Origin of the sequence: Pseudoalteromonas sp. AS84, from assembly GCF_038900255.1 — a bacterium.
Taxonomy (GTDB): Bacteria; Pseudomonadota; Gammaproteobacteria; order Enterobacterales; family Alteromonadaceae; genus Pseudoalteromonas.
In genome coordinates this window covers 102186-122637 of sequence record NZ_JBBMQY010000001.1, presented here as the reverse complement: position 1 = coordinate 122637, position 20452 = coordinate 102186, and the positions used below count along the sequence as shown (strand labels likewise).

Sequence of the window (20452 nt, the reverse complement as noted above, 5' to 3'; positions counted from 1 at the left end):
ATTAATTTTATTATCTTCAGTTTACAACAAATTTTTATTATGTGTAGTTATCTAGTAAAAAACTTAGAAATTTTAATAAGCTACTACGTATAAACTCGTATACAGGGCAATTTGTCGTATTTAATTCACTTTTAAATAGGGGCTTGTTAGTCTTATAGGTAATTAAGTTTCCACTAAGAGTCTCTATGAAAAAGTTATTAGCCCTATCTATTTTAGCTGCGTGTTCAGCACCTGTATTTGCCGATGTAAATTATTCTTTAGAAATCTCACAACCTCAACACCATTTAGGAGATGTAAGTGTAGAGTTTCCAAAAACAGCGCAAGCACATCTTGATATAAAACTTCCTGCATGGCGAACCGGTCGCTATGAAATGCTTAACCTTGCCAATGGTGTTCGTTATTTCAAAGCTAAAGATGAAGACGGCAAAGAATTAAAGTGGGAAAAAATAGATCACAGTACGTGGCGTGTACATCTTAATGAGCCAACAGAAGTTAATGTTGACTATCAAGTGTATGCAAATGAGCTTGGTAAGCGCGCACGTCACATTGACGACAGCCATGCATTTATAGATGCGTCAGGCTTTTTTATGTTTAGTGAATCATTTCGCCAAGAGCCAGTAACCGTTAATTTAGACGTGCCTAAAAAGTGGCGCTCTGTATCGGGTATGGATAATTTAAAAGGGAAAAATTCATTTAAAGCAGCAGATTACGACGTACTTGTTGATTCTCCAATCGAAACGGGTATTAACCAACTACACACATTTGAAGTAGATGGCCGTGAATACGATTTAGTTATATGGGGTGATGGTAACTACGATGTAGAACTAATGCTTACCGATCTTAAAAAATTGGTTGCTACTGGTAATGTAATTTGGGATGGCTACCCATATGAACGTTATGTATTTATGGTTCATGCTACATCGGGTGCCGGTGGTGCAACAGAGCATTTAAACTCAACAATTATTCAACGTCCACGCGATAGATTTGGTAGCCGAGAAGATTACCTAGCGTTTATTAGTACCGCTGCACATGAATTTGTTCATACGTGGAATGTTAAAGCATACCGCCCTCAAGGTTTGGTACCTTACGATTACACGAACATGAACTACTCAAAACTGCTTTGGATTGCAGAAGGTTCAACAAGTTACTTTGAAGATCATCTATTAGTGCGCTCAGGCATTCAAACAACAGATGAATTTTTTAAAGTGATGAGTAAAACTATTAATCGTCATTTACAAACTCCGGGCCGTGAAGTGCAAAGCGCAAGCGAAACAAGCTTTGATAAATGGATTAACCAAGGTGGCGATCATGCACGTAACTACAGCACCAATATTTATTCAGAAGGTTCGTTAATTTCACTTGCTTTAGATATCGACTTGCTAGAAAAAAGCCAAGGTAAAATAAGTTACCGAGACGTTCACACAGCACTTTATGACAATCATAAAATACCAGCAGGCTTTACAGACGTAGATGTGCTTAATATTTTAAAAGATTTAACCGGGCGTGATTACTCTAGCTGGTGGCAAGACAATGTAGAGTCACCTGCAAGTATCAACTTTGACGACTTACTTACTAAAGTAGGCTTGAAATTTGAGCGTCCTGAAAAAGCAAAAGCGCTTGCAAGTATTGATGCTACTGCTAAAAACACAGGTGAGCTACTTACGTTAAGTTACGTTCGCCGTGGTGGCAGTGCGTGGAAAGCAGGTTTAACTACCGATGATAAAATTGTCGCTATAAATAAACATCACGTAGGTAAAGATTTAAAAACCAGCTTAGAAACGTTTAAAAAAGGCGATAAAGTAACCATTGACTATCTTCGTCGCGATGCTCTTGAAAGCTTAACATTAGTATTATCAGAAGAGTTTGATAAGCCTAAAAAAGTAGTTGCTGATAAAGAGGCAACGCCTGAGCAAAAAGCACTATTCAAAGCATGGATTGGCGTGGAACATCCAAATGATGTGACAAAAAATTAAACTCAGTTTTTATAGTGTTTAAATATAAATAACTACCATTAAAAAAAGAGCTTCGGCTCTTTTTTTGTTTTGCATAATGACGTATAAAATGTATATGGAAATTTAACATTAAAGTTAAATTTAATTATTATTTAGTATTTCTCTATTATTAAATAAAATTATTATGGATATAGCCTCAAAATGAAATCAGATAACCCGACTTCAAATTTAACCCATCAATTTGTAATTAACGACTATTTGCATCAGTTATTTGATGCGGTAAATGTTATTTCTGTTCAAGGTTATGACAATGAACGTCGTGTTATTTATTGGAATGAAGGCAGTGAGCGACTTTATGGCTATACCAAAGAAGAAGCCATAGGGCAAAAAATAGAAGATCTTATAATTCCAGAGCCAATGTGTGAATTTGTTATTGACGCGCACAGTGATTGGGTAAAAAAAGATATAGAAATTCCAGCGTCTGAAATTATCTTACAAGACAAAGATGGAAACAACGTATCGGTTTTTTCCAGCCATGTTATGTTTACAAATCAATATAATACAAAACAAATGTACTGTATTGATATCGATTTGTCGGATGTGAAAAAAGCACAAGCAGAGGCTTCATTTAATGAGGATATGCTAAAAACCATTTTTGGGGCAATCCCTGATTTATTTTTCTTGATGGAAAATGATGGAACTATCCTAGAGTATCATGCGAGCAATGAAACCGATCTTTATACCAAGCCAAAGCAGTTTATTGGTAAAAAGATGGGAGATGTATTACCTGAGGAAGTAGCCAAAAAATTTGAAACTTATATCAGCCTTGTATTAGAAAAAGAGCAGATGATGAGCTTTAAATACGAGCTAGCTTTGCCCCATGGGCTCGTTTTTTTTGAAGCAAGAATAAATAAAATAACAGAACATAATCAGTTAATGGTTATTATTCGAGATATTACAGAACAGCATAAATCAGATGAAATAATTAGACATCAAGCGTATTACGATAGTCTAACTTTACTCCCAAATCGTTTTTTAGCACTTGATCGTTTGTCGCAATTACTTATTGAAGCACAAAGAAATAACGAGAAAGCGGCAGTACTGTTTTTGGATTTAGATGATTTTAAAAAAATAAATGACTCTTTAGGCCATGAAACAGGAGACAAACTTTTAATTGAATCAGCGCAAAGGCTGCAAGAGGCACTGCGAAAAGACGACACGGTAGGGCGACTCGGTGGAGATGAGTTTATCGTATTGCTACGAGGTATAACTGATCACCATGCAGCGCTAAAAATTACTGAAAAACTGCTCAATAACTTTAGAGCCCCTTTTAAAATTGAGGGCCGGGAACACATACTAACAGCGAGTATTGGTGTAGCCATATACCCAGAAAATGGTACAACCGTTGCTGATTTATTACGAAATGCTGACACTGCAATGTATCAAGCAAAATCATATGGTCGTAATACTTATTCATTTTTTACTAAAAAGATGAACGTAATTATTCAGCGCCGACTAGTAATAGAAGAGCAGATGCGTGGCGCCCTTGAGCGTAATGAATTTGAGTTATTCTACCAGCCCCAATTTGACGCCAAAAATAAACACATCATTGGTGCAGAAGCGTTATTACGCTGGCATAACCCTGTGCTAGGTAATGTAACACCCGATGAGTTTATACCTATCGCCGAAAATACAGGATTAATTGTACCTATTGGTAAGTTTGTAATTAGCCAAGCATTACACTTTTTAAACACATGGCAAAGTACCTGTAAACGCCAACAAAAATACACCATGGCTGTTAACTTATCTCCTCGCCAATTTAGAGACGTAGGACTACTCAGTTTTATTCAAAACTCATTGAGTGAAGCAAACGTAAACCCCGAAAGTTTAGAGCTTGAAATAACTGAGGGAGTATTGATGAGTTGCCACACTAATGTTGTTGATATACTGACCGAAATTACAGCGTTAGGCATTAACTTATCAATGGATGACTTTGGTACAGGTTATTCTTCATTGAGTTATTTGAGAGAATACCCTTTTAATGTACTCAAAATAGATAGAAGTTTTATTGACGGTATTGTACTAAACAATGAAGATTGTAATCTCGTAAAGGCAATTATTGCTATGTCACACAGCTTAGGACTGACAGTGGTAGCCGAAGGTGTAGAAACAAAAGAGCAGCATACTTTATTGAACGAATTGGGTTGTGATTTTATGCAAGGCTTCTATTTTAGTAAACCAATACCAGCAAAGCAGTTTCTTGATTTTTCGATGAATTTTGATAAAAAGTAAGATTAAACACTCGATTGTAACAATTCATTGCACGGCTATTGACCTTATTGTCCCATCGCGAGTAACCTGTTATAGAAACAAATAAAAAGGATTCTATAATGCGTTTAAAACCTCTTGTAGCTACATTAGTAGCCACATTTTCTTTATCACTTTCAAGTAGTGCCATAGCCGACGAAGGCATGTGGCAACCACACCAACTTCCAGAGTTAGAATCAATTTTAAAAGCCAAAGGCCTTGAAATTGATGTTGAATCTATTTCTAAATTAACCGAATTCCCAATGAATGCGGTAATTAGCCTAGGTGGCTGTACAGCATCGTTTGTATCGCCTAAGGGTTTAGTTGTGTCAAACCATCACTGCGTTTATGGCTCGGTACAATACAACTCAACGCCTGAAAACAATATTTTAGAAAATGGCTTTTTAGCTAAAAGTCCTACTGAAGATTTACCTGCAGCGCCGGGCTCACGCGTCTATGTAACAAAAACGGTTACCAACGTAACAGATGAAGTAATTAAAGGTACTAACGAGCTAACAGCAAAAGCACGCTACGACGCACTCGAAAAAAATGAAAAAGCGCTAGTAGCCCAGTGTGAAGCCGACGAAAGCTATCGTTGTAACGTGTATTCGTTTCATGGTGGTTTAGAGTTTTACCTAATTAAGTCACTTGAAATTAAAGACGTACGCTTAACTTATGCACCGGCAATGGGCGTAGGTAAATACGGCGGCGATATAGATAACTGGATGTGGCCGCGCCACACAGGCGACTTTGGTTTTTACCGCGCTTATGTAGGTAAAGATGGAAAACCTGCAGAGTACAGCGAAGACAACGTACCTTATGTACCTGACTCTTACCTAAAAGTAAGTGCCAAAGGCGTGCAAGAAGGCGACTTTGTAATGGTTACAGGCTACCCAGGACGTACTAACCGCTACCGTATAGCAACAGAGGTAGATAACGTATTTAACGACAGCTACCCTAAAGCACGTGTTCATAATTCAAAATACGTGTCGCTTATCGAAGAAAACTCAGAAGACGGCAGTAAAGCGCGTATTGCTTACGAAAGCACCATTGCAGGTTATAACAACTATATTAAAAACTTTGGTTCTATGATCGAAAGCTTCAAAAAAGGCACTATGCTTGAGCGCAAAAAACAGTTTGAGCAAGAGTTAACACAATGGATCAATAGCGATAGTGAGCGTAAAGAGCAATACGGAAGCGTATTAGGTGAGCTTTCTGAGCTAATTGCGCAATCACAAGAGCACAGCGAACGCGACCGTATGTTAGGTTATGTACATCGCTCACAAATGATCAGCACAGCACGACGCTTATACCGCTTAGCTTATGAAAAACAAAAGCCAAATAGCGAACGTGAATCTGGTTATCAAGAACGTGACCTACCGCGCATTAAAGCAGGGCTTGAGCGCATGACGCGCCGTTATGATAGCAAAGTAGACAAAGCTATTTTACTGCACTTTTTAGAGCTATATGCAGCACTTCCAAAAGAAGAGCGTTTTAGCGACGTTGATAACGTATTTAAAGTACAAAATGGGTTTGATAAAGCAACTCAAAGCGCGTTACTTGATAGCATGTATGAGCAGTCAAGACTCGATAATGCCACTGTTCGCAATTCATTATTTGAGCAATCGTTTAGCCAGCTAAATCAAAGCCAAGACCCATTTGTACAGTACGCTAAAGCCATATTTAAAGTAATGAAAGCACAGGAAGATAAATCAAAAGCACTTGCAGGTAAATTACAAGCAGCTCGCCCAGAGTTAATGAGCGCAATAATTGCGTTTAACAAAGCTAAAAACAAACCTGTATACGCCGATGCTAACAGCACATTACGAGTAACCTATGGCACTGTAGGTGGCTATTCACCTCAAGATGGCTTGGTAGCAACACCGTTTACATCGCTTGAAGGATTACTTGCTAAAAACACCGATGTTGACCCATTTAATGCACCTAAAAAGTTACAAGAGCAAATTAAAGCCAAGCTTTATGGTGATTACACGGGCGGCATGAATACAGTACCCGTTAACTTTTTATCAAATGTAGACACTACCGGTGGTAACTCAGGTTCGCCAACACTTAACGGTAAAGCAGAGCTTGTAGGCTTACTGTTCGACGGTGTTTACGAAAGTATTATTGGTGACTGGGATTACAACCCTGAGCTTAATCGCTCAATCCACGTTGATTCACGCTACATGCTGTGGGTAATGGATAAAGTAGATAATGCACAAAACTTGTTAGACGAAATGACAATCGTAAAATAAGTAATTGGTGAGATAAGAGAAGGGCGCTTACCGTAAAGGAAGCGCCTTTTTTGTTGGTATTTGATTCGCTTATTTATGACTGCTAAGTGCCAGAAGCGGACACTCAAGCGTAACTCGTTTCTGCCCCAAAACGTGTTGAGGCGAATGCCTCAAAAGAGCGATAAGCAGACGGTCATCTTTTTATATCAAATGCATTTAAGATTTTCCTGACTTGAATTAACTGTTGTATTGTAAATAGTAATTTTGCTCGTGTATAAGGAGCGATATAAGTATCGTGAGATAAGGTTTACTTAGCTACTTTTTGTTAATGTAAATAAGGTAATAATTAATTTTTAAGGTTGAAGTAATGGAATATAACAATCTATCCAAGCTTGTAAAAAAAGTTCTCAAAACAGATCAAAGTGGTAATACAACAATGCCCTCAAGACGCGAAATGACAAGCAAAATTTTTGCGTTTATTATGCTTATTCCTGGAATTACTAGCATTGTGATGACAGTAACGAGCGAAGGAGGGGAAAGTATTTTCTTCGCTATTTCTGCAAGCTTCTTTTTAAGTATATCAATATTGCTTTTTGGTCGAAAGAGCCGCTTAGAGTTTAACGGGACAGAAAAACAGCTTAATTTAAAAACCGCATTATGGGGTTACTTTCAAAGAAGTAAAATTGTTGTACCGTTTGATACACTATCATTTGAATTAAGAAGTATAGGCGCGCAAGGCCCTTATCAAATTAAGTTTGTTGATCAGTTATATGAATTTAAACAGTATACAGATGCTAAGATGTTCATTTCATTTTTATATACGAAATATAATACTACTGCTGTTGAAACCATATCGGATTGGCCTAATAAAACACCGATAAGGTTTGCTCAAAGTGAATTATATAACTCACCTCAAGTTACTCATGATACTAAAAAAGCTAATTCAAACTCTCACCTAGAAGATGAAGATTTTAATAGTGAAGATCTTGTTTTCATTGAAATATGGGATCGCAAATCGCTAATAAAACTATCCCTGCCATTTTTTGTTTTTACAGCCATTGCCGGCTTAGTTAAATACGGAGTGCTGTAATGTATTTTAAAGAACTATCTAGTGAGCTAGCTATTTATCGACAACCGAGGTTAACTAGATTATTGCTAGTTTTGTTGTGTGGTTTCTTTTTATTTATCGGGCTAATTAATGTGTTTAATTCTGATGAAGCAAAATCATTACCGATATGGGTATCTGGGTTTATATGCTGGCTAGGGTGGAGTGGTTCGTTTGGTGGCTATGTATGTCGTTTTGATCTCGCAAAACAAACCTTGGAATTAAAGTCGAGTAGTTTATATACTATTTTTAAACGTGTTTATAAATTATCAGATATTAAAGGTTTTAAAGCTATACCTAGAAAAGGCTACACACATGACTATAGATTATATGCAGTGTTAACTGATAATACTCATATTGCTTTCGCAAACTACAAAGGACGAGGGTTTGCAGTTAAGGAGTGTATAAAAATGGCTGAATTTGTCAGTAAGCCTTATCAAATCAATATTGATACAGCTTCATTATAATTTTCTTAGAACAAAGTAGCGTGGATTAACACTTTTTTAGAAACCAATGCCAGACGCTTACTTCAGGTCTGGCATTGGTTCAAACTTAAGCATCGATCTGTTCTGATACTTCTAACGCATCATCAACTTCTATTCCCAAGTACCTGACAGTGCTCTCTAGTTTTCTATGGCCAAGTAGAAGCTGACAGGCTCTTAAATTTTTAGTTTTTTTGTAAATTAGTGATGGTTTAGTACGTCTCATAGAATGAGTGCCATATTGAGTCTTATCTAACCCAATTGAAGTGACCCAAGAATCAACTATACGTCCATATTGACGGGTTGAAAGGTGTTCTGAGGAATGAATTCGTGACTTAAACAAGTAATCATAAGAGTTGAGAGTAAATTGCTCTATGAGCGCCACAATTGATTTCCTTGTATTCCCAGTAATTTCAAATTGAACGGGCATACCAGTCTTTTTTTGAACGACTATTGCCCTTGATTGAATTGTTTTACCATGTGCGATGTCGTTAACTTTTAGTGAAACTAAATCACACCCTCTTAGTTTGCTATCTATGGCTAGGTTAAATAGTGCTAGATCTCTTATTTTATGAAAAAGTTCTAGTCGTATTCGGATAGCCCATATTTGCTGTAATTTCAGAGGTAACTTTTGTCCTACAAGCTTATTTTTATTCCAAGGCTCTTTAGGCTGATATATTGTTAACTGGTGCATTAGTTGTACTCCGGTGTTTATGGAGTTTTAAGCTTAGCCCGCTACAAAAGAATTCGGGTATGAGCGATAAGCGGACTGTCAAAAATTATGATGTATGAAGTCAAGATTTGACCCCTTAGGTCTTTATGATGTATGAAGTCAAGATTTGACCCCTTAGGTCTTCTCAAGTACCCGTAATTCCGTCCAAAACGCCAATTAAAACAGCATCAAACTCCACTTTATATTCTGCATAAAATGCATAAAATGCATAAAATACAGTAATCGATTGAACCAAAATAGGAACTCAGCTATGGTTTGTTTATCAATAAAAATAAATAAAAAAACGGGTTAATCTACAGGCTCGTTATGCCTAAAGGAACTGACGATCAATGAATCAAGATTGGATACTTCAAAAAAAGGAAACTCGCCGGACTTTTTCAAAGTCTACTTGGGTGCCTTTGAGAGCATCAATTAACGATGAAAAAGGAAACTGCAAATATATAGGGCACGCTGGCGAGTACTTTGGTTGTGGTTCTGTAGCATTTCCTCCAGAGCACAGAGAAATAGCAGAAAAAGCTAGCTGGAGTGACATTGGGATTGGTTGTACCCCTCAACCTTATGCATATGAAGATGGCTATTATTCTACAATTGAACAGTACCAATGGAATGATAAAGAACCAATCGGAATCCATCTTATATTTGAGCACCCTCAACCTGTAGTTGGCGGAAGTTTATGGATATTGAATCCTGACTTAGTAGTAGCGCTTCGTCTTATAAAAGAGGGGAGTAATTGGGTAAGGCCAGAAGAAAATTTTGTAGTAGTAGCTCGGGAGGTTCTCGATGAAAAAGGGGAACAGCACCTGGTCGAAATAAAAAGAGAGTTCCTTCTCGACTATTTGGCGGCTAGAAATTTATCTCTCAGGCTATCGTACTATCGACAAAGAATTGAAAACGTACCGACACTTGAAAATAGCGAATATGCAGGCCTGGAAGACCACCAAGAAGAAAGGGATGGTGGCCGATATGAACTACTTATTCGAAATGTTAATGATGTATTTGGCGGTAGTTGGGCAATGTTTCGTACTTGGCGTACAGATGTAGACGAAGAGGAAGACGCTCCTGTAATGGGGCCAGAAACAAACGAAAATACTGATTATGAAAAGTCTGAAGGAAACAAGTCCGGTTATGATGGTGTAAGGGTGGAAGGAGAATTTTGGCGGGATGAATGGATTGAGCACCAAGATATAAGCAAACGCGTTAGAGGGGACGCTGATACAAATCTACCTCAATTCATAGTCGAAACAGATAGTACTCGCATGGCATCATCTGAGCTAAACAATGAAGACGTTGGAAGGTGGCTGTGGTTTCGTTCAAGTATTGTAAATGAGCTGTTGGGGCTTCGAGGCTTCTCACTTGAATGGTATACAGCCGAAACAGGTTCTATTCACTCAACGTCCGGTTATCGAATTCACTTTGGAGTAAACTCAGCGGATTTCATTACTGTATATGCTTATGACATCGCCCGTCTCCCTTCATGGGAACAGCACTTATGGGCCGCACATAATACAGTCCCAGAGGGTAAGGTTTCCAGTGAGTTGTTAGATTCTCAAGTTAAGGCTCAACCCGCATCCACACATGCAGTAGAGGAGTTACTTTTTGAGGTAATGAGCATGCTGGAGAATGGATTTAAGCAAGAGTTTAATGTTTCTCTTTTCTCACATGATATTGACCGTAAAGAAGCTTCACAGAAAATATCCAGGTTCGAAAGTAAAGGTCAGGCGTCATTGCTAAGGCTAGCAAAAGAAATTGTACGCGTTTTCTCTGACCGGCTTAATGTCAAAGAGTTGCGGGCGTTATCAATACATGCGAATAAGGATAAACTTGGCTCAAACAAACTATTGCAAGACATACTATCCCAGAAAGTTGGAGATGCTGCTGCTCGTAAAGTCTTTGGTCCAATTGTAGGTGCTTATGATATGCGATTAGGTGATGCACACCCGACAAGTTCAAAAATCGGAGAAGCCTTAAAGCTTGCCGGAATTGACACTGAAAATTCGTATCTAAGGCAGGGGCAACAATTGATTTCCAATGTTGGGCAGTCAATTTGGTGGATTGGTAAGATGATGTTTGAAGATCCTGAAAAATGATGAGGATCGCAAGAAGGCATAACAAGGCGCTGCTGTCGGACAAATTTTCTGCTGCGCTCCAAATTTACCGCAAAGCGCGGCGTTACGAATGTCCGCTCATGACACTTAAAAGTACTTCGGCAACGAGCGAGGGGCGGACGGTCAAGAATTGCGATATATGAAATCAAGATTTGACTCCTTCGGCAGAAATTTAGAAAGAAATATTTAGAACCCATAATATTCACTTTGAAGAAAGCTATACCAATCCAGCGATATTAGCTGGCGTAGATAACTAGTAAATGGCAAACAAGCGAATAAATACGACGCTGTTCGTTATCAATTAGCAGTTAATCGATCGAGTATAGTTGTAAAGTGAAATTAATACTGTATTTGCTCTATTGAGTGCCCAGCAAACGATAGGAAGTTTAAAGTCCATATGACAGAACAAGAAAAGCTACAAAAAGAAGAAAGTAACTTGATACACAAGATGGGAAGTATATTTCTTATTATACTATTTGTAATTTTTGGGACATTCGGTGTTTTTTTTGAACTCTCTCCTTCTAGGGATTTTGATGTTTGGGTTAAAACATCAGCAATTTTTAATAGTGTAACCACCCCTTTTTTAGCCGCAATTTCAGCATTTTTATTATATTTTGTATGGAAAGACAATCGGAGAGAGTTAGCTGAAACAAAAAAAGCACTTACAGAGCAATCTGATACACAAAATTTCAGTGTTATTAAAAGTGCAGTTTTTGAAATCGCCGAACAAGTTCAGAAGCAGCTTAAAGTTGAAATGAAAGTAGTTGACAGGCCACATAGTTACGAATTATTTACTCTAGATAGCCCAAAATTTAAACTGCCAGAATATTTAATCGATGAGCTTTCTGACAAAGTTTACACCTCTAAAGTGGAAACAATAATTGAAAATTATTTTTATCATATGAAAGGCAAAGCCTATGAAGATAAAAACAAAGAATCTCAATACGAAAATATTTTTTTTACAGATACGTTCAACCCTTATATAGATAAAATTAAAACTATTGCACTATTTATTAGAGAAGTGAAGAGTGCTAATTATAGAAGTATTTTGGAAATCACTTTATTTGCCAAGCTAAGTGTCTTCACTTGGTTAATGTTTGTAGAAATTGCTTTTTATTTATATAAAACATCAAATGAGGGTGAGAAAGAAGCTTCTGAACTTGTGTTCTCAGAAATAGCTGGTTTAACATGTAGGCAGCTTAAAGAAACTTATTGGCGTGATTCTCTTTCCGATGAAGTTTTATCAGAGTTAATAAAGCGCAAACTAGTTTAACCTAGCCCCTTTTCCAGTCGATAGCTTTTAGCCTAAACTTTATGCTCGTTATCAGCAAGCGAAAAGGTCGAGTTTTGACATTAACCTCATTTTACTGTTCGTCTCCTTTTGGCTGTGAGTTCAACCACTCGATTCAACACACTGATTAAATCGCTCCGCAGGTGTTTCGTATTCCAGTGTTTTCCGAGGTCTCTCATTAAGTTGTCTGGCAACTTGGTTTAATCTTATCTGAGAATGCTCATTTAAGTTAGTTCCTTTTGGAAAGTATTGTCTTAATAGCCTATTTGTATTTTCATTGGAACCGCGTTGCCAAGGTGATTGTGGATCGCAGAAATAAAGAAAGCGAATGGGGTCAAATCTTGACTTCACACATTAAGAATCTTCAATGTCTGCTTATGGCACAAAGCACGCATTCGTCATAACTCATTTTTGTCCAAAAACGAGTTTACTCGACTGTCTGCTTCTCGCACTGAGCTGCCTTTAACTTAAATCAAACCACCTCAACACCCTTTAATATATTTCATGTGCATTTTATAACCAAGAAGTGCTAGGTTAGTGGTAAATTAATTGAAGGAAATAATTATGAAATTAGAGTCATTAGCACTGCACCACGGTTACGAATCTGAGCCTACGACCAAATCGGCAGCCGTGCCTATCTATCACACTTCTTCTTATACATTTGATAATACGCAGCATGGCGCTGATTTATTCGATTTAAAAGTACCTGGAAATATTTACACCCGCATAATGAACCCAACTAATGCCGTACTTGAACAACGTATTGCTGCAATGGAAGGGGGTATTGGTGGGCTAGCTGTTGCCTCTGGGATGGCCGCTATTACGTATGCTATTCAATGCTTGTGCGAAGTAGGCACTAATATTGTAAGCACCAGCCAAGTATATGGTGGCACGTATAACTTATTTGCACATACCTTACCTAGGCAAGGTATTGAAGCACGCATGATAAAGGCCGATGACTTTACCGCGTTCGAGAATGCAATTGACGACAACACCCGCGCTGTTTTTTGTGAATCTATTGGTAATCCTGCAGGTAATATTGTTGATATTGAACGTTTAGCACGTATTGCACATAGCAAAGGTGTGCCGCTTATTGTTGATAATACCGTGGCTACGCCGTATTTATGCCGCCCATTTGAGCTAGGCGCCGATATAGTGGTTCACTCACTTACAAAGTATATAAACGGGCACGGTACTGCTATTGGCGGCATGATTGTCGACTCAGGAAAATTTGATTGGAAAGCGAATGCTACACGTTTTGCAATGATGAACGAGCCCGATCCGTCGTACCACAATGTGGTTTATACCGAAGCTTTTGCTGAAGCTGCATTTATCGGTCGCTGCAGAGTAGTGCCACTTAGAAATACCGGCGCAGCGCTTGCCCCTAAAAACGCATCTGACATTTTAATCGGCCTTGAAACCTTAGGCTTAAGAATGGATCGCCACTGCGAAAATGCACAGCACTTGGCTGAGTATTTAGAAAATCATCCAAAAGTGCTTTGGGTTAATTACGCAGGGCTTGAATCAAGCCCGTATAACGAAATGAGTCAGAAAATTACCAGTGGTAAAGCATCGGGTATTTTAAGCTTTGGTATTGCTGGTGGCCTAGAAGCAGGTACTCGTTTTATTGATGCGCTAAACATGATTTTACGCTTAGTTAATATTGGCGATGCCAAGTCGCTTGCGTGCCATCCTGCGTCAACCACACACCGCCAATTAAATGATGAAGAGCTTGCTAATGCGGGCGTAAGCCGCGATTTAATTCGTTTGTCAGTCGGTATTGAGAACATTGCAGACATAATTGCCGATGTAAGCCAAGCGCTCGATAAAGCATAGTTACCTCACTACCTTTCATAAAAAACTTTAAAGCATAAAAAGCGTTAGTTGAAAATAAACTATCGTTTTTTATGTTTTTCTAAAATCTATTAATAAGTATACCTCTTTATTTTATCTACCTTTTTTATAAAACCTTCCTAAGGCTTTTATATTTTTACCGCTTGTTTTTTATTCACATGTCAATTTTGTATTGACACTAAGATTACTTACTACTACATTTGTAACAGTACCACTACAAGTGTAGTAATAGGAGCGACAATGAAACTTAGTGATTTTGAAATGGATATTATGCAGCTGCTCTGGCAGGAAGAACCCTGTACCGCGAGTCAACTACATAAGGTGCTTTTAGCTGATAAGCAAAAAGATAAAAAAGTAGCCTATACAACAGTTAAAACTATTGTAGATAGGTTAGAACACAAAGGAGCGATTGAGCGTTGTGGACATGAAGGGCGAGCTATTGTTTTTAGAACAATCGTGACTCAAGACACATTATCGGAGCAAGCTATGCCTAGTTTTATGCAACGATTTTTTAAAGGTAATTCTCGTAGTTTAATTGCCCACTTTATCAAAGAAGAAAAGCTAAATGATGAAGATATAGAATATTTACAAACGCTTTTAAAAAATAAGAAGTTAGATTAAAGGAGAGGGTAATGACGGATTATTTACTAACTTGCACACTTATTAGCTTATGTATTTTGCTTACAGTAAAAGGGCTTAAAAATGCCCCAGCACGATTAAACTTTTACATTTTAATGATTGCCTTGGCATGTTGGTTTGTCCCTTGGCAATATTTTTCCCAGTTATCCTTATTTGAAGGGGCAAATCGTTACACATTTAACGTGGCGCAATTGATTCCCGATGTTAAAGCACTAATACCAAATGCTGAACAAGTAGCAACTAAGGACGAATTACAAAGCGATATGGGTATATGGGACTTATTGCCATCACTTAGTACTGTTTTTATAGTTTTAGTTTTAGCTGGTTTTGGATTGTTTTTATTACGCATGGGCTTATATGTAAAGCTTATAAAAAATTTATACATTAACTCAAAGCCAAGTCCTGAACTTAACCACATTAACAATCAGTATCCAATTAGACTAACAACCCATACAGAACTTGCTTTTGCTACCGGGTTAATAAAGCCTGTTATTTGGTTAGAGTCGACGATGACACACCGTAAAGAATTAGATTCAGTCATTCAACACGAGGTAACTCATTTACAACAAGGTGATATTTATTGGACGTGGCTTATTTGTTTTATAGAAAGCGTTTTTTGGTGGAATCCTATTTGCTTAAAGTTAACTGGTTTAGCAAGAGAGCAACTCGAACTTAGCTGTGATGAGTTGTGTATGCAAAAGCTAAAAGGTAAATACCAATTGGATTTAGCCAGTTTATTGCTACAAGAGCAAAGTGCTAGAAGCTCGCATAACTTTTTTACCCCCCCACTTTTGAATATTGCTCATTCTAAGAGTTTTAATATTCAGAGGATCAAAATGTTAAACAAGGAAAAAACAATGAAAAGTAAATATTTGGTTATGGTTGCGGCGGCAATGTCTTTTAGTGCTTTAGCTGCAGCGCAAATTGTAGACGGTAGTTCAGATAACAAACAGCAAAGTAATAATACGTCTCAGGCTCCTGTTAAAAGTGAAGAATATAAACAACAACTTGCACAGCTTCTAAAAAGTGCTGCTGGGGCAAAAAGTGATAACCCTGAACTGTTAAACCAAGCTGCGCAAGGCATTCAAGATTGGCACTTGAATAGAGACAAACTTACGGGGTTTGAAGAAGCTGAAATCAAACTACAAAGCTTTAGGCTGCTAAATCACGTTTACTCTAAACTTGAGCAATATGAAGACATACTGAGTGCTTACGAAAAATGGTACGAGCCGGGCAGTAACCCACCTTACTTTTTAAAAAATTCACTAGCAACGGCCTATATACAGCTAGGGCGTTATGAGCTTGCTGTTGCAGAGCTTGAAGATTTATCAAAACAGCTTGATGGTAAGCTACATGTTGGCTCAGCTGATAACTTAGCACTGGCATACATTTACCTTGATGATTACGATAAAGCATTAAAAACCCTAGAGCAGGTTGATGCAAAAGATGATGTATACGGCAATATCCTTAAATATTATGTTTATGATAAACAAAATAACCGTAAAAAAATGGATGAAATTAAAAGTAAAATTCCAGAAGTATTTGCAGTTACCCCCGCGTTATTACCACAAAGCGGCGTACCTGGTTCGCAATTGTTGAGATTGCTATAAGTTTTTAATTACGATGAGGCTCGGAGTATCTGAGCCTCTGTTTAATGTTATTGGTACAAATACAGATTTATTCATTAAAATAGATCTAGGTTATTTAAATCTCTGGGTAATCGCTTAGCGATAACCTAAATAAAAATGGCTAAAAGTAGTGATTTTTCATAATAGTTGGTATGTTACAAGTAACATTTTATTTAATTGTGTGTGATGAAAAAAAACAAACGTTCTTCTCTTCAAGATATTGCCGATGCGGTTGGTGTAACCAAAATGACGGTGAGTCGTTATTTACGTAATCCCGAAAAAGTATCAGAGTCTACTCGGACTAAAATTAGTGCAGCTATTGATACGCTAGGTTACATTGCAAATAAAGCCCCTGATTTACTCTCTAATGCTAAAAGCTACTCTATTGGTGTACTCGTTCCATCGTTAACGAATCACGTGTTTGCTCAAGTTATAAGAGGCATTGAAGATGTGACTGGGCCTGCAGGATACCAAACAATGTTGGCCCATTATGGTTACAATCCTGAAATTGAAGAAAAACGGGTTGAGTATTTATTGTCGTATCACGTTGATGGTTTAATTTTATCAGAAACCACACACACAGACAGAACGCTAAAAATGATTGAAATGTCAGGCGTACCTGTGATTGAAATAATGGATACTCATCACTCTCCTATGCAGCAAGCGGTTGGTTTTGATAACGTTAAAGCCGCTTTTGATATGACGACAGCACTTATAAATAAAGGCTATCGAAATATTGTTTATATAGGTGCAAGGCTCGATGTACGAACACGCCTAAAATTTCAAGGTTATTCAGATGCTATGTTAGCTAAAGGCTTTACGCCTAAAAGTGTGATGACTGATCAAGCTTCATCTTACAGTTTAGGCGCTGAACTTTTACAAAAAGCGCGCACTGACTACCCAAATACTGACTGTTTGTTTTGTACTAATGATGATTTAGCAATTGGTGCTATTTTTGAGTGCCAGCGAAGCAACATCTTAGTGCCTAGCCAAATGGGGATTGTGGGTTTTCATGGCCATGATATTGGCCAAGCAATGGTGCCTCAATTAGCAAGTGTGATCACCCCTCGTTATCAGATAGGTAATGTTGCGGGAAGAGAGTTGTTGAGCCGGATTAATTCCGATTTGGATACTAGCATGAATTATAAGCAAGTAATTGATACTGGTTATATAGTTCATCTAGGTGAGAGTGTTTAAATACTCTAATTATATGAGCCTAATTACCTGAGCCTAAACAACAAAAGGCTCAGGTAATTTTTATATGTGTGATGATAACTCTATACCCTGTAATTTTATAAAAACAGAGAAATCATCATAGCGACAAGTGCGCCAACAGTACCAATAATGGTTTCCATTACCGTCCATGTTTTAAGAGTTTGCATTTCGCTCAAACCGAGATAGCGACTCGCTAGCCAAAATCCTGAGTCGTTTACATGGGAGAGCACAATAGAGCCCCCACCAATAGCGATAGTGACAGCGGCAAGCTGCGCGCCATCAAGTCCTAAAGGCTGAAGCATTGGAATAATTAAGCCACACGCTGTAAGCATAGCTACTGTCGCAGAACCTTGAATAACCCGCACAGCGGCTGATAATACAAAAGCGAGTATTACAATCGGTAAGCCTGAGCCAGCTAAGTAATTACCTAGTGCCGTACCTACTCCTGAATCAACTAATACTTGTTTAAATACCCCACCGGCACCAGTGACAAGAATAATAATTCCTGCAGGTTGTAAGGCACTACCACAAATTTCCATGATTCTAGCATTAGGGACACCGCGCCTTGCGCCGAGTAAATAAAATGCCATTAGGCAGGCAACTAAAATTGCTGTAAATGGATGACCTATAAAGGCTAACCAATTATATAAATCAGAGTCTTTTTCAACAAAGCGACTACCAATAGTATTTAAACTAATCATAATTAATGGCAAAGCAATCAAACCTAATGCTAATCCAAAACTAGGTGTGCCTTTACCAACTCTTTGGTTATCGTCGATTTGTTCGTGCTGTGGGAGTTCTACATGAATAGATTTAGAAATAATAGAGCCCCAAATTGGACCTCCTATAATCATCGCTGGTATGGCAGCAATAAGGCCAAATAAAATCATATAACCATAGTCAGCGCCTAATTGAGAGGCAACCAAAATCGGCCCTGGCGCAGGAATAAGAAACGCCTGACAAGACGCTATCCCAGCAAGTAGCCCAATACCAATTTTAACAACGCTGCCACCGCCTTTTCTTACCACAGCAAAAACAATACCGATTAAAAGTACAACGGCCACATCAAAAAAGAGGGGGAGGGCACAAATAAAGCCCGTAAAGGTAAGCGCCCAATTAGCGTTCTTTTCTCCAAAACGGTGTAAAAGTGTGTGGGCAATGCGATCCAGCGCGCCGGTTTCTTCCATTACTTTGCCAAACATGGCGCCTAAAGCGACCACCACCGCTACAAAGCCTAGTGTTCCGGCCATTCCTTTTTGAATTGTAGCGGCAATTATTTCAGGGCTCATTCCTGAGAATAATCCTGCAATCATAGAAACAAGGATCAAAGAGACTACAGCATGTAGTCGTACTTTCATTACTAAAAAAAGCAATAAAAATATGGAGCCTACCGCTGTTAGTATTAATGATAAATCTGACATTTTTCCCTACTTATATTCAGTGTGAATTATATGTTTAGTGTGTGTTTAACTTCACTTTCGTATTTGTTACGGGTAACATGTTACCCGTAACTCAATATAATATATACATTGAAAATAATTAATTATTAAATTAGGGCGAGGATAAATACATGAGTAACACAAATGTAGGTCGTGTTTATATTGTAATGGGGGTTTCAAGCACAGGAAAGTCAAGTGTGGGTGATGCATTAGCAAAGCGCATTGGCGCTAAATTTATCGACGGAGACGACTTACATCCCAAGGCTAATATATTAAAAATGTCATCTGGGCAGCCTTTAAATGATGCTGATCGTGTGCCTTGGCTAGAAAGAATACGTGATGCTGCATTTAGCATTGAAAAGAAAAATGAAGTCGCGGTAATAGTCTGCTCAGCATTAAAAAAGAAATACCGAGAACAAATATGTGACGGTAATATAGGCATTACCTTTTTACATCTTTTTGGTGATTTTGAGCTGGTTAAAAGCCGTATGCAGGACAGAAAAGGGCATTTTATGCCTGTTGATTTACTCAAAAGCCAATTTGAAGCGCTAGAAGTTCCAAAAGAAGATGAGCCCAATGTTATAAATATAGATATTAATAACTCATTTGAGCAAGTAGTCGAAAGCTGTATTAGCGCAACTAAAATGAATAGCCACAACAAGCAAAAAGTTTTTAGTTAATCAGTTAACTGTTACTTTTAACATTTAGGATTTTATTTGTTATGAGTTAGCATCTGCTCGTGGTGTTTCTAAAATCGCTTTTTTTTCATCTTCAGATAATATTATCCAATCAAAAATTTCTTCGTTGGTACGCCCACACCCGGTGCAGTAACCGCTGCGCCTTTCGCATATTCCTAAGCAATCAGTTTTAAATTTAGATGGTTTTTTGTTTTGATTTAATTGGCGCATTATTAAAGTCCTAACGGTGGAGCAATTTCAAAGCGAGTAGAAAACCCATTACCTTCTTGATTTGTAGAAAGTGTAATAACCGGATTTTTAGTATCAAGTACAAAGGTACTGTAAATTGAACTTGCTGTTTCTTTTTGGCTTTCAAACCAACCTGTTTTGGTTAAGCATTGGCGTAATTGCTTAGCAAGTGTTTGATGAGACTTTATTGTTTTCGTTTGTGTTTTAACAGATGTTTGGCATTGGTAGCTTGCTTGCTCAGACTTATTTAATGTAACTGTACAGGTTGCTCCAATAATATGAGTATTAGTACGCCATTGATTAGTAAACTGGTTATTTACTTTATCTGTTTTTATTGAATTAAAACCAGACTCATAACCATTTATTAGGTTATTAATGGTGCTGCATTCATCGGGTATTACTGTGGTTTTTACAGACTGATTCGTTGTAGTAGTGGTTGCTGTAGTTGTAGTCTGATTAGTTTTGCTGGTACAGCCCGCTAAAATAAACGCGCTAACTAAAGTAAATGCGCCAATAGAAGGAATAATATAGTTTTTCATAGT

Annotated in this window: 16 protein-coding genes and 1 pseudogene; 12 read left to right on the top strand and 5 right to left on the bottom strand. The window is 37.9% G+C overall.

Features of this window, described 5'->3' with window-relative positions; all coding sequences use genetic code 11:
- Positions 1-185: 185 nt before the first annotated feature.
- The 5 genes from WNY79_RS00485 to WNY79_RS00465 all read left to right on the top strand — a co-directional run bounded on the left by WNY79_RS00485 (position 186) and on the right by WNY79_RS00465 (position 8065).
- Positions 186-1973, top strand: a complete 1788-nt coding sequence (locus tag WNY79_RS00485) for a PDZ domain-containing protein (RefSeq protein WP_342874797.1) — start codon at positions 186-188, stop codon at positions 1971-1973.
- Positions 1974-2153: 180 nt separating this feature from the next.
- The gene (locus WNY79_RS00480; RefSeq protein ID WP_342874796.1) at positions 2154-4244 is read left to right on the top strand and encodes an EAL domain-containing protein; all 2091 of its coding nucleotides are present in this window, start codon (positions 2154-2156) and stop codon (positions 4242-4244) included.
- Between the two features lie 98 nt (positions 4245-4342).
- Entirely contained in the window at positions 4343-6514 is a 2172-nt protein-coding gene (locus tag WNY79_RS00475; RefSeq protein ID WP_342874795.1) for a S46 family peptidase, read from the top strand.
- A 346-nt stretch (positions 6515-6860) separates the two neighbouring features.
- On the top strand, positions 6861-7583 hold the full coding sequence (locus WNY79_RS00470) for a hypothetical protein (protein ID WP_342874794.1): 723 nt from the start codon (positions 6861-6863) through the stop codon (positions 7581-7583).
- Complete coding sequence (locus tag WNY79_RS00465; RefSeq protein WP_010388418.1) at positions 7583-8065, top strand: hypothetical protein; 483 nt, start codon at positions 7583-7585, stop codon at positions 8063-8065. The genes WNY79_RS00470 and WNY79_RS00465 overlap by 1 nt, the downstream gene beginning before the upstream one ends.
- Before the next feature lie 85 nt (positions 8066-8150).
- On the opposite strand, the gene WNY79_RS00460 is transcribed toward WNY79_RS00465, so the two are convergent.
- Positions 8151-8774, bottom strand: coding sequence for a tyrosine-type recombinase/integrase (locus WNY79_RS00460; protein WP_010388419.1), 624 nt, complete (start codon positions 8772-8774; stop codon positions 8151-8153).
- A 368-nt stretch (positions 8775-9142) separates the two neighbouring features.
- Here WNY79_RS00460 and WNY79_RS00455 point away from each other — a divergent pair, with 368 nt between their 5' ends.
- On the top strand, positions 9143-10900 hold the full coding sequence (locus WNY79_RS00455) for a hypothetical protein (RefSeq protein ID WP_342874793.1): 1758 nt from the start codon (positions 9143-9145) through the stop codon (positions 10898-10900).
- 415 nt (positions 10901-11315) lie between these two features.
- Positions 11316-12191 (top strand): hypothetical protein, encoded by an 876-nt coding sequence (locus WNY79_RS00450; protein ID WP_342874792.1) that lies wholly within the window; start codon positions 11316-11318, stop codon positions 12189-12191.
- A gap of 120 nt (positions 12192-12311) precedes the next feature.
- Here the strand turns inward: WNY79_RS00450 and WNY79_RS00445 are convergent.
- Positions 12312-12530 (bottom strand): annotated as a pseudogene (locus tag WNY79_RS00445) (IS30 family transposase); the annotation flags it as partial.
- Between the two features lie 243 nt (positions 12531-12773).
- On the opposite strand from WNY79_RS00445, the gene WNY79_RS00440 reads away from it, so the two are divergent.
- From WNY79_RS00440 to gntR, 4 genes are all read left to right on the top strand, one after another.
- Positions 12774-14045: an aminotransferase class I/II-fold pyridoxal phosphate-dependent enzyme gene (locus WNY79_RS00440; RefSeq protein ID WP_058550287.1), complete on the top strand. Its 1272-nt coding sequence runs from the start codon at positions 12774-12776 to the stop codon at positions 14043-14045.
- 258 nt (positions 14046-14303) lie between these two features.
- Positions 14304-14684 (top strand): BlaI/MecI/CopY family transcriptional regulator, encoded by a 381-nt coding sequence (locus tag WNY79_RS00435; protein ID WP_002960288.1) that lies wholly within the window; start codon positions 14304-14306, stop codon positions 14682-14684.
- A gap of 11 nt (positions 14685-14695) precedes the next feature.
- Positions 14696-16312 carry a M56 family metallopeptidase gene (locus tag WNY79_RS00430; protein WP_342874791.1) on the top strand — a complete coding sequence of 539 codons (1617 nt, stop codon included), beginning with the start codon at positions 14696-14698 and terminating at the stop codon, positions 16310-16312.
- 204 nt (positions 16313-16516) lie between these two features.
- Positions 16517-17527 carry a gluconate operon transcriptional repressor GntR gene (gene gntR, locus WNY79_RS00425; RefSeq protein WP_342874790.1) on the top strand — a complete coding sequence of 337 codons (1011 nt, stop codon included), beginning with the start codon at positions 16517-16519 and terminating at the stop codon, positions 17525-17527.
- Positions 17528-17622: 95 nt separating this feature from the next.
- Here gntR and gntU read toward each other — a convergent pair whose 3' ends face one another.
- The gene (gene gntU, locus WNY79_RS00420) at positions 17623-18966 is read right to left on the bottom strand and encodes a gluconate transporter (protein WP_165723886.1); all 1344 of its coding nucleotides are present in this window, start codon (positions 18964-18966) and stop codon (positions 17623-17625) included.
- A 149-nt stretch (positions 18967-19115) separates the two neighbouring features.
- Between gntU and WNY79_RS00415 the strand changes: the two genes are divergently transcribed.
- Positions 19116-19664: a gluconokinase gene (locus WNY79_RS00415; RefSeq protein ID WP_024598090.1), complete on the top strand. Its 549-nt coding sequence runs from the start codon at positions 19116-19118 to the stop codon at positions 19662-19664.
- A gap of 39 nt (positions 19665-19703) precedes the next feature.
- Here WNY79_RS00415 and WNY79_RS00410 read toward each other — a convergent pair whose 3' ends face one another.
- Both WNY79_RS00410 and WNY79_RS00405 read right to left on the bottom strand, forming a co-directional pair.
- Complete coding sequence (locus WNY79_RS00410; protein WP_002960277.1) at positions 19704-19892, bottom strand: DUF1289 domain-containing protein; 189 nt, start codon at positions 19890-19892, stop codon at positions 19704-19706.
- Between the two features lie 2 nt (positions 19893-19894).
- Positions 19895-20449: a hypothetical protein gene (locus WNY79_RS00405; RefSeq protein WP_342874789.1), complete on the bottom strand. Its 555-nt coding sequence runs from the start codon at positions 20447-20449 to the stop codon at positions 19895-19897.
- Between the last annotated feature and the right edge of the window lie 3 nt (positions 20450-20452).

What these genes read in the sequence shown, in the direction of transcription:
- WNY79_RS00485 (WP_342874797.1), top strand. Translation starts at nt 186, where the DNA reads ATGAAAAAGTTATTAGCCCTATCTATTTTAGCTGCGTGTTCAGCACCT.
- WNY79_RS00480 (WP_342874796.1), top strand. Translation starts at nt 2,154, where the DNA reads ATGAAATCAGATAACCCGACTTCAAATTTAACCCATCAATTTGTAATT.
- WNY79_RS00475 (WP_342874795.1), top strand. Translation starts at nt 4,343, where the DNA reads ATGCGTTTAAAACCTCTTGTAGCTACATTAGTAGCCACATTTTCTTTA.
- WNY79_RS00470 (WP_342874794.1), top strand. Translation starts at nt 6,861, where the DNA reads ATGGAATATAACAATCTATCCAAGCTTGTAAAAAAAGTTCTCAAAACA.
- WNY79_RS00465 (WP_010388418.1), top strand. Translation starts at nt 7,583, where the DNA reads ATGTATTTTAAAGAACTATCTAGTGAGCTAGCTATTTATCGACAACCG.
- WNY79_RS00460 (WP_010388419.1), bottom strand. Translation starts at nt 8,774, where the DNA reads ATGCACCAGTTAACAATATATCAGCCTAAAGAGCCTTGGAATAAAAAT.
- WNY79_RS00455 (WP_342874793.1), top strand. Translation starts at nt 9,143, where the DNA reads ATGAATCAAGATTGGATACTTCAAAAAAAGGAAACTCGCCGGACTTTT.
- WNY79_RS00450 (WP_342874792.1), top strand. Translation starts at nt 11,316, where the DNA reads ATGACAGAACAAGAAAAGCTACAAAAAGAAGAAAGTAACTTGATACAC.
- WNY79_RS00440 (WP_058550287.1), top strand. Translation starts at nt 12,774, where the DNA reads ATGAAATTAGAGTCATTAGCACTGCACCACGGTTACGAATCTGAGCCT.
- WNY79_RS00435 (WP_002960288.1), top strand. Translation starts at nt 14,304, where the DNA reads ATGAAACTTAGTGATTTTGAAATGGATATTATGCAGCTGCTCTGGCAG.
- WNY79_RS00430 (WP_342874791.1), top strand. Translation starts at nt 14,696, where the DNA reads ATGACGGATTATTTACTAACTTGCACACTTATTAGCTTATGTATTTTG.
- gntR (WP_342874790.1), top strand. Translation starts at nt 16,517, where the DNA reads ATGAAAAAAAACAAACGTTCTTCTCTTCAAGATATTGCCGATGCGGTT.
- gntU (WP_165723886.1), bottom strand. Translation starts at nt 18,966, where the DNA reads ATGTCAGATTTATCATTAATACTAACAGCGGTAGGCTCCATATTTTTA.
- WNY79_RS00415 (WP_024598090.1), top strand. Translation starts at nt 19,116, where the DNA reads ATGAGTAACACAAATGTAGGTCGTGTTTATATTGTAATGGGGGTTTCA.
- WNY79_RS00410 (WP_002960277.1), bottom strand. Translation starts at nt 19,892, where the DNA reads ATGCGCCAATTAAATCAAAACAAAAAACCATCTAAATTTAAAACTGAT.
- WNY79_RS00405 (WP_342874789.1), bottom strand. Translation starts at nt 20,449, where the DNA reads ATGAAAAACTATATTATTCCTTCTATTGGCGCATTTACTTTAGTTAGC.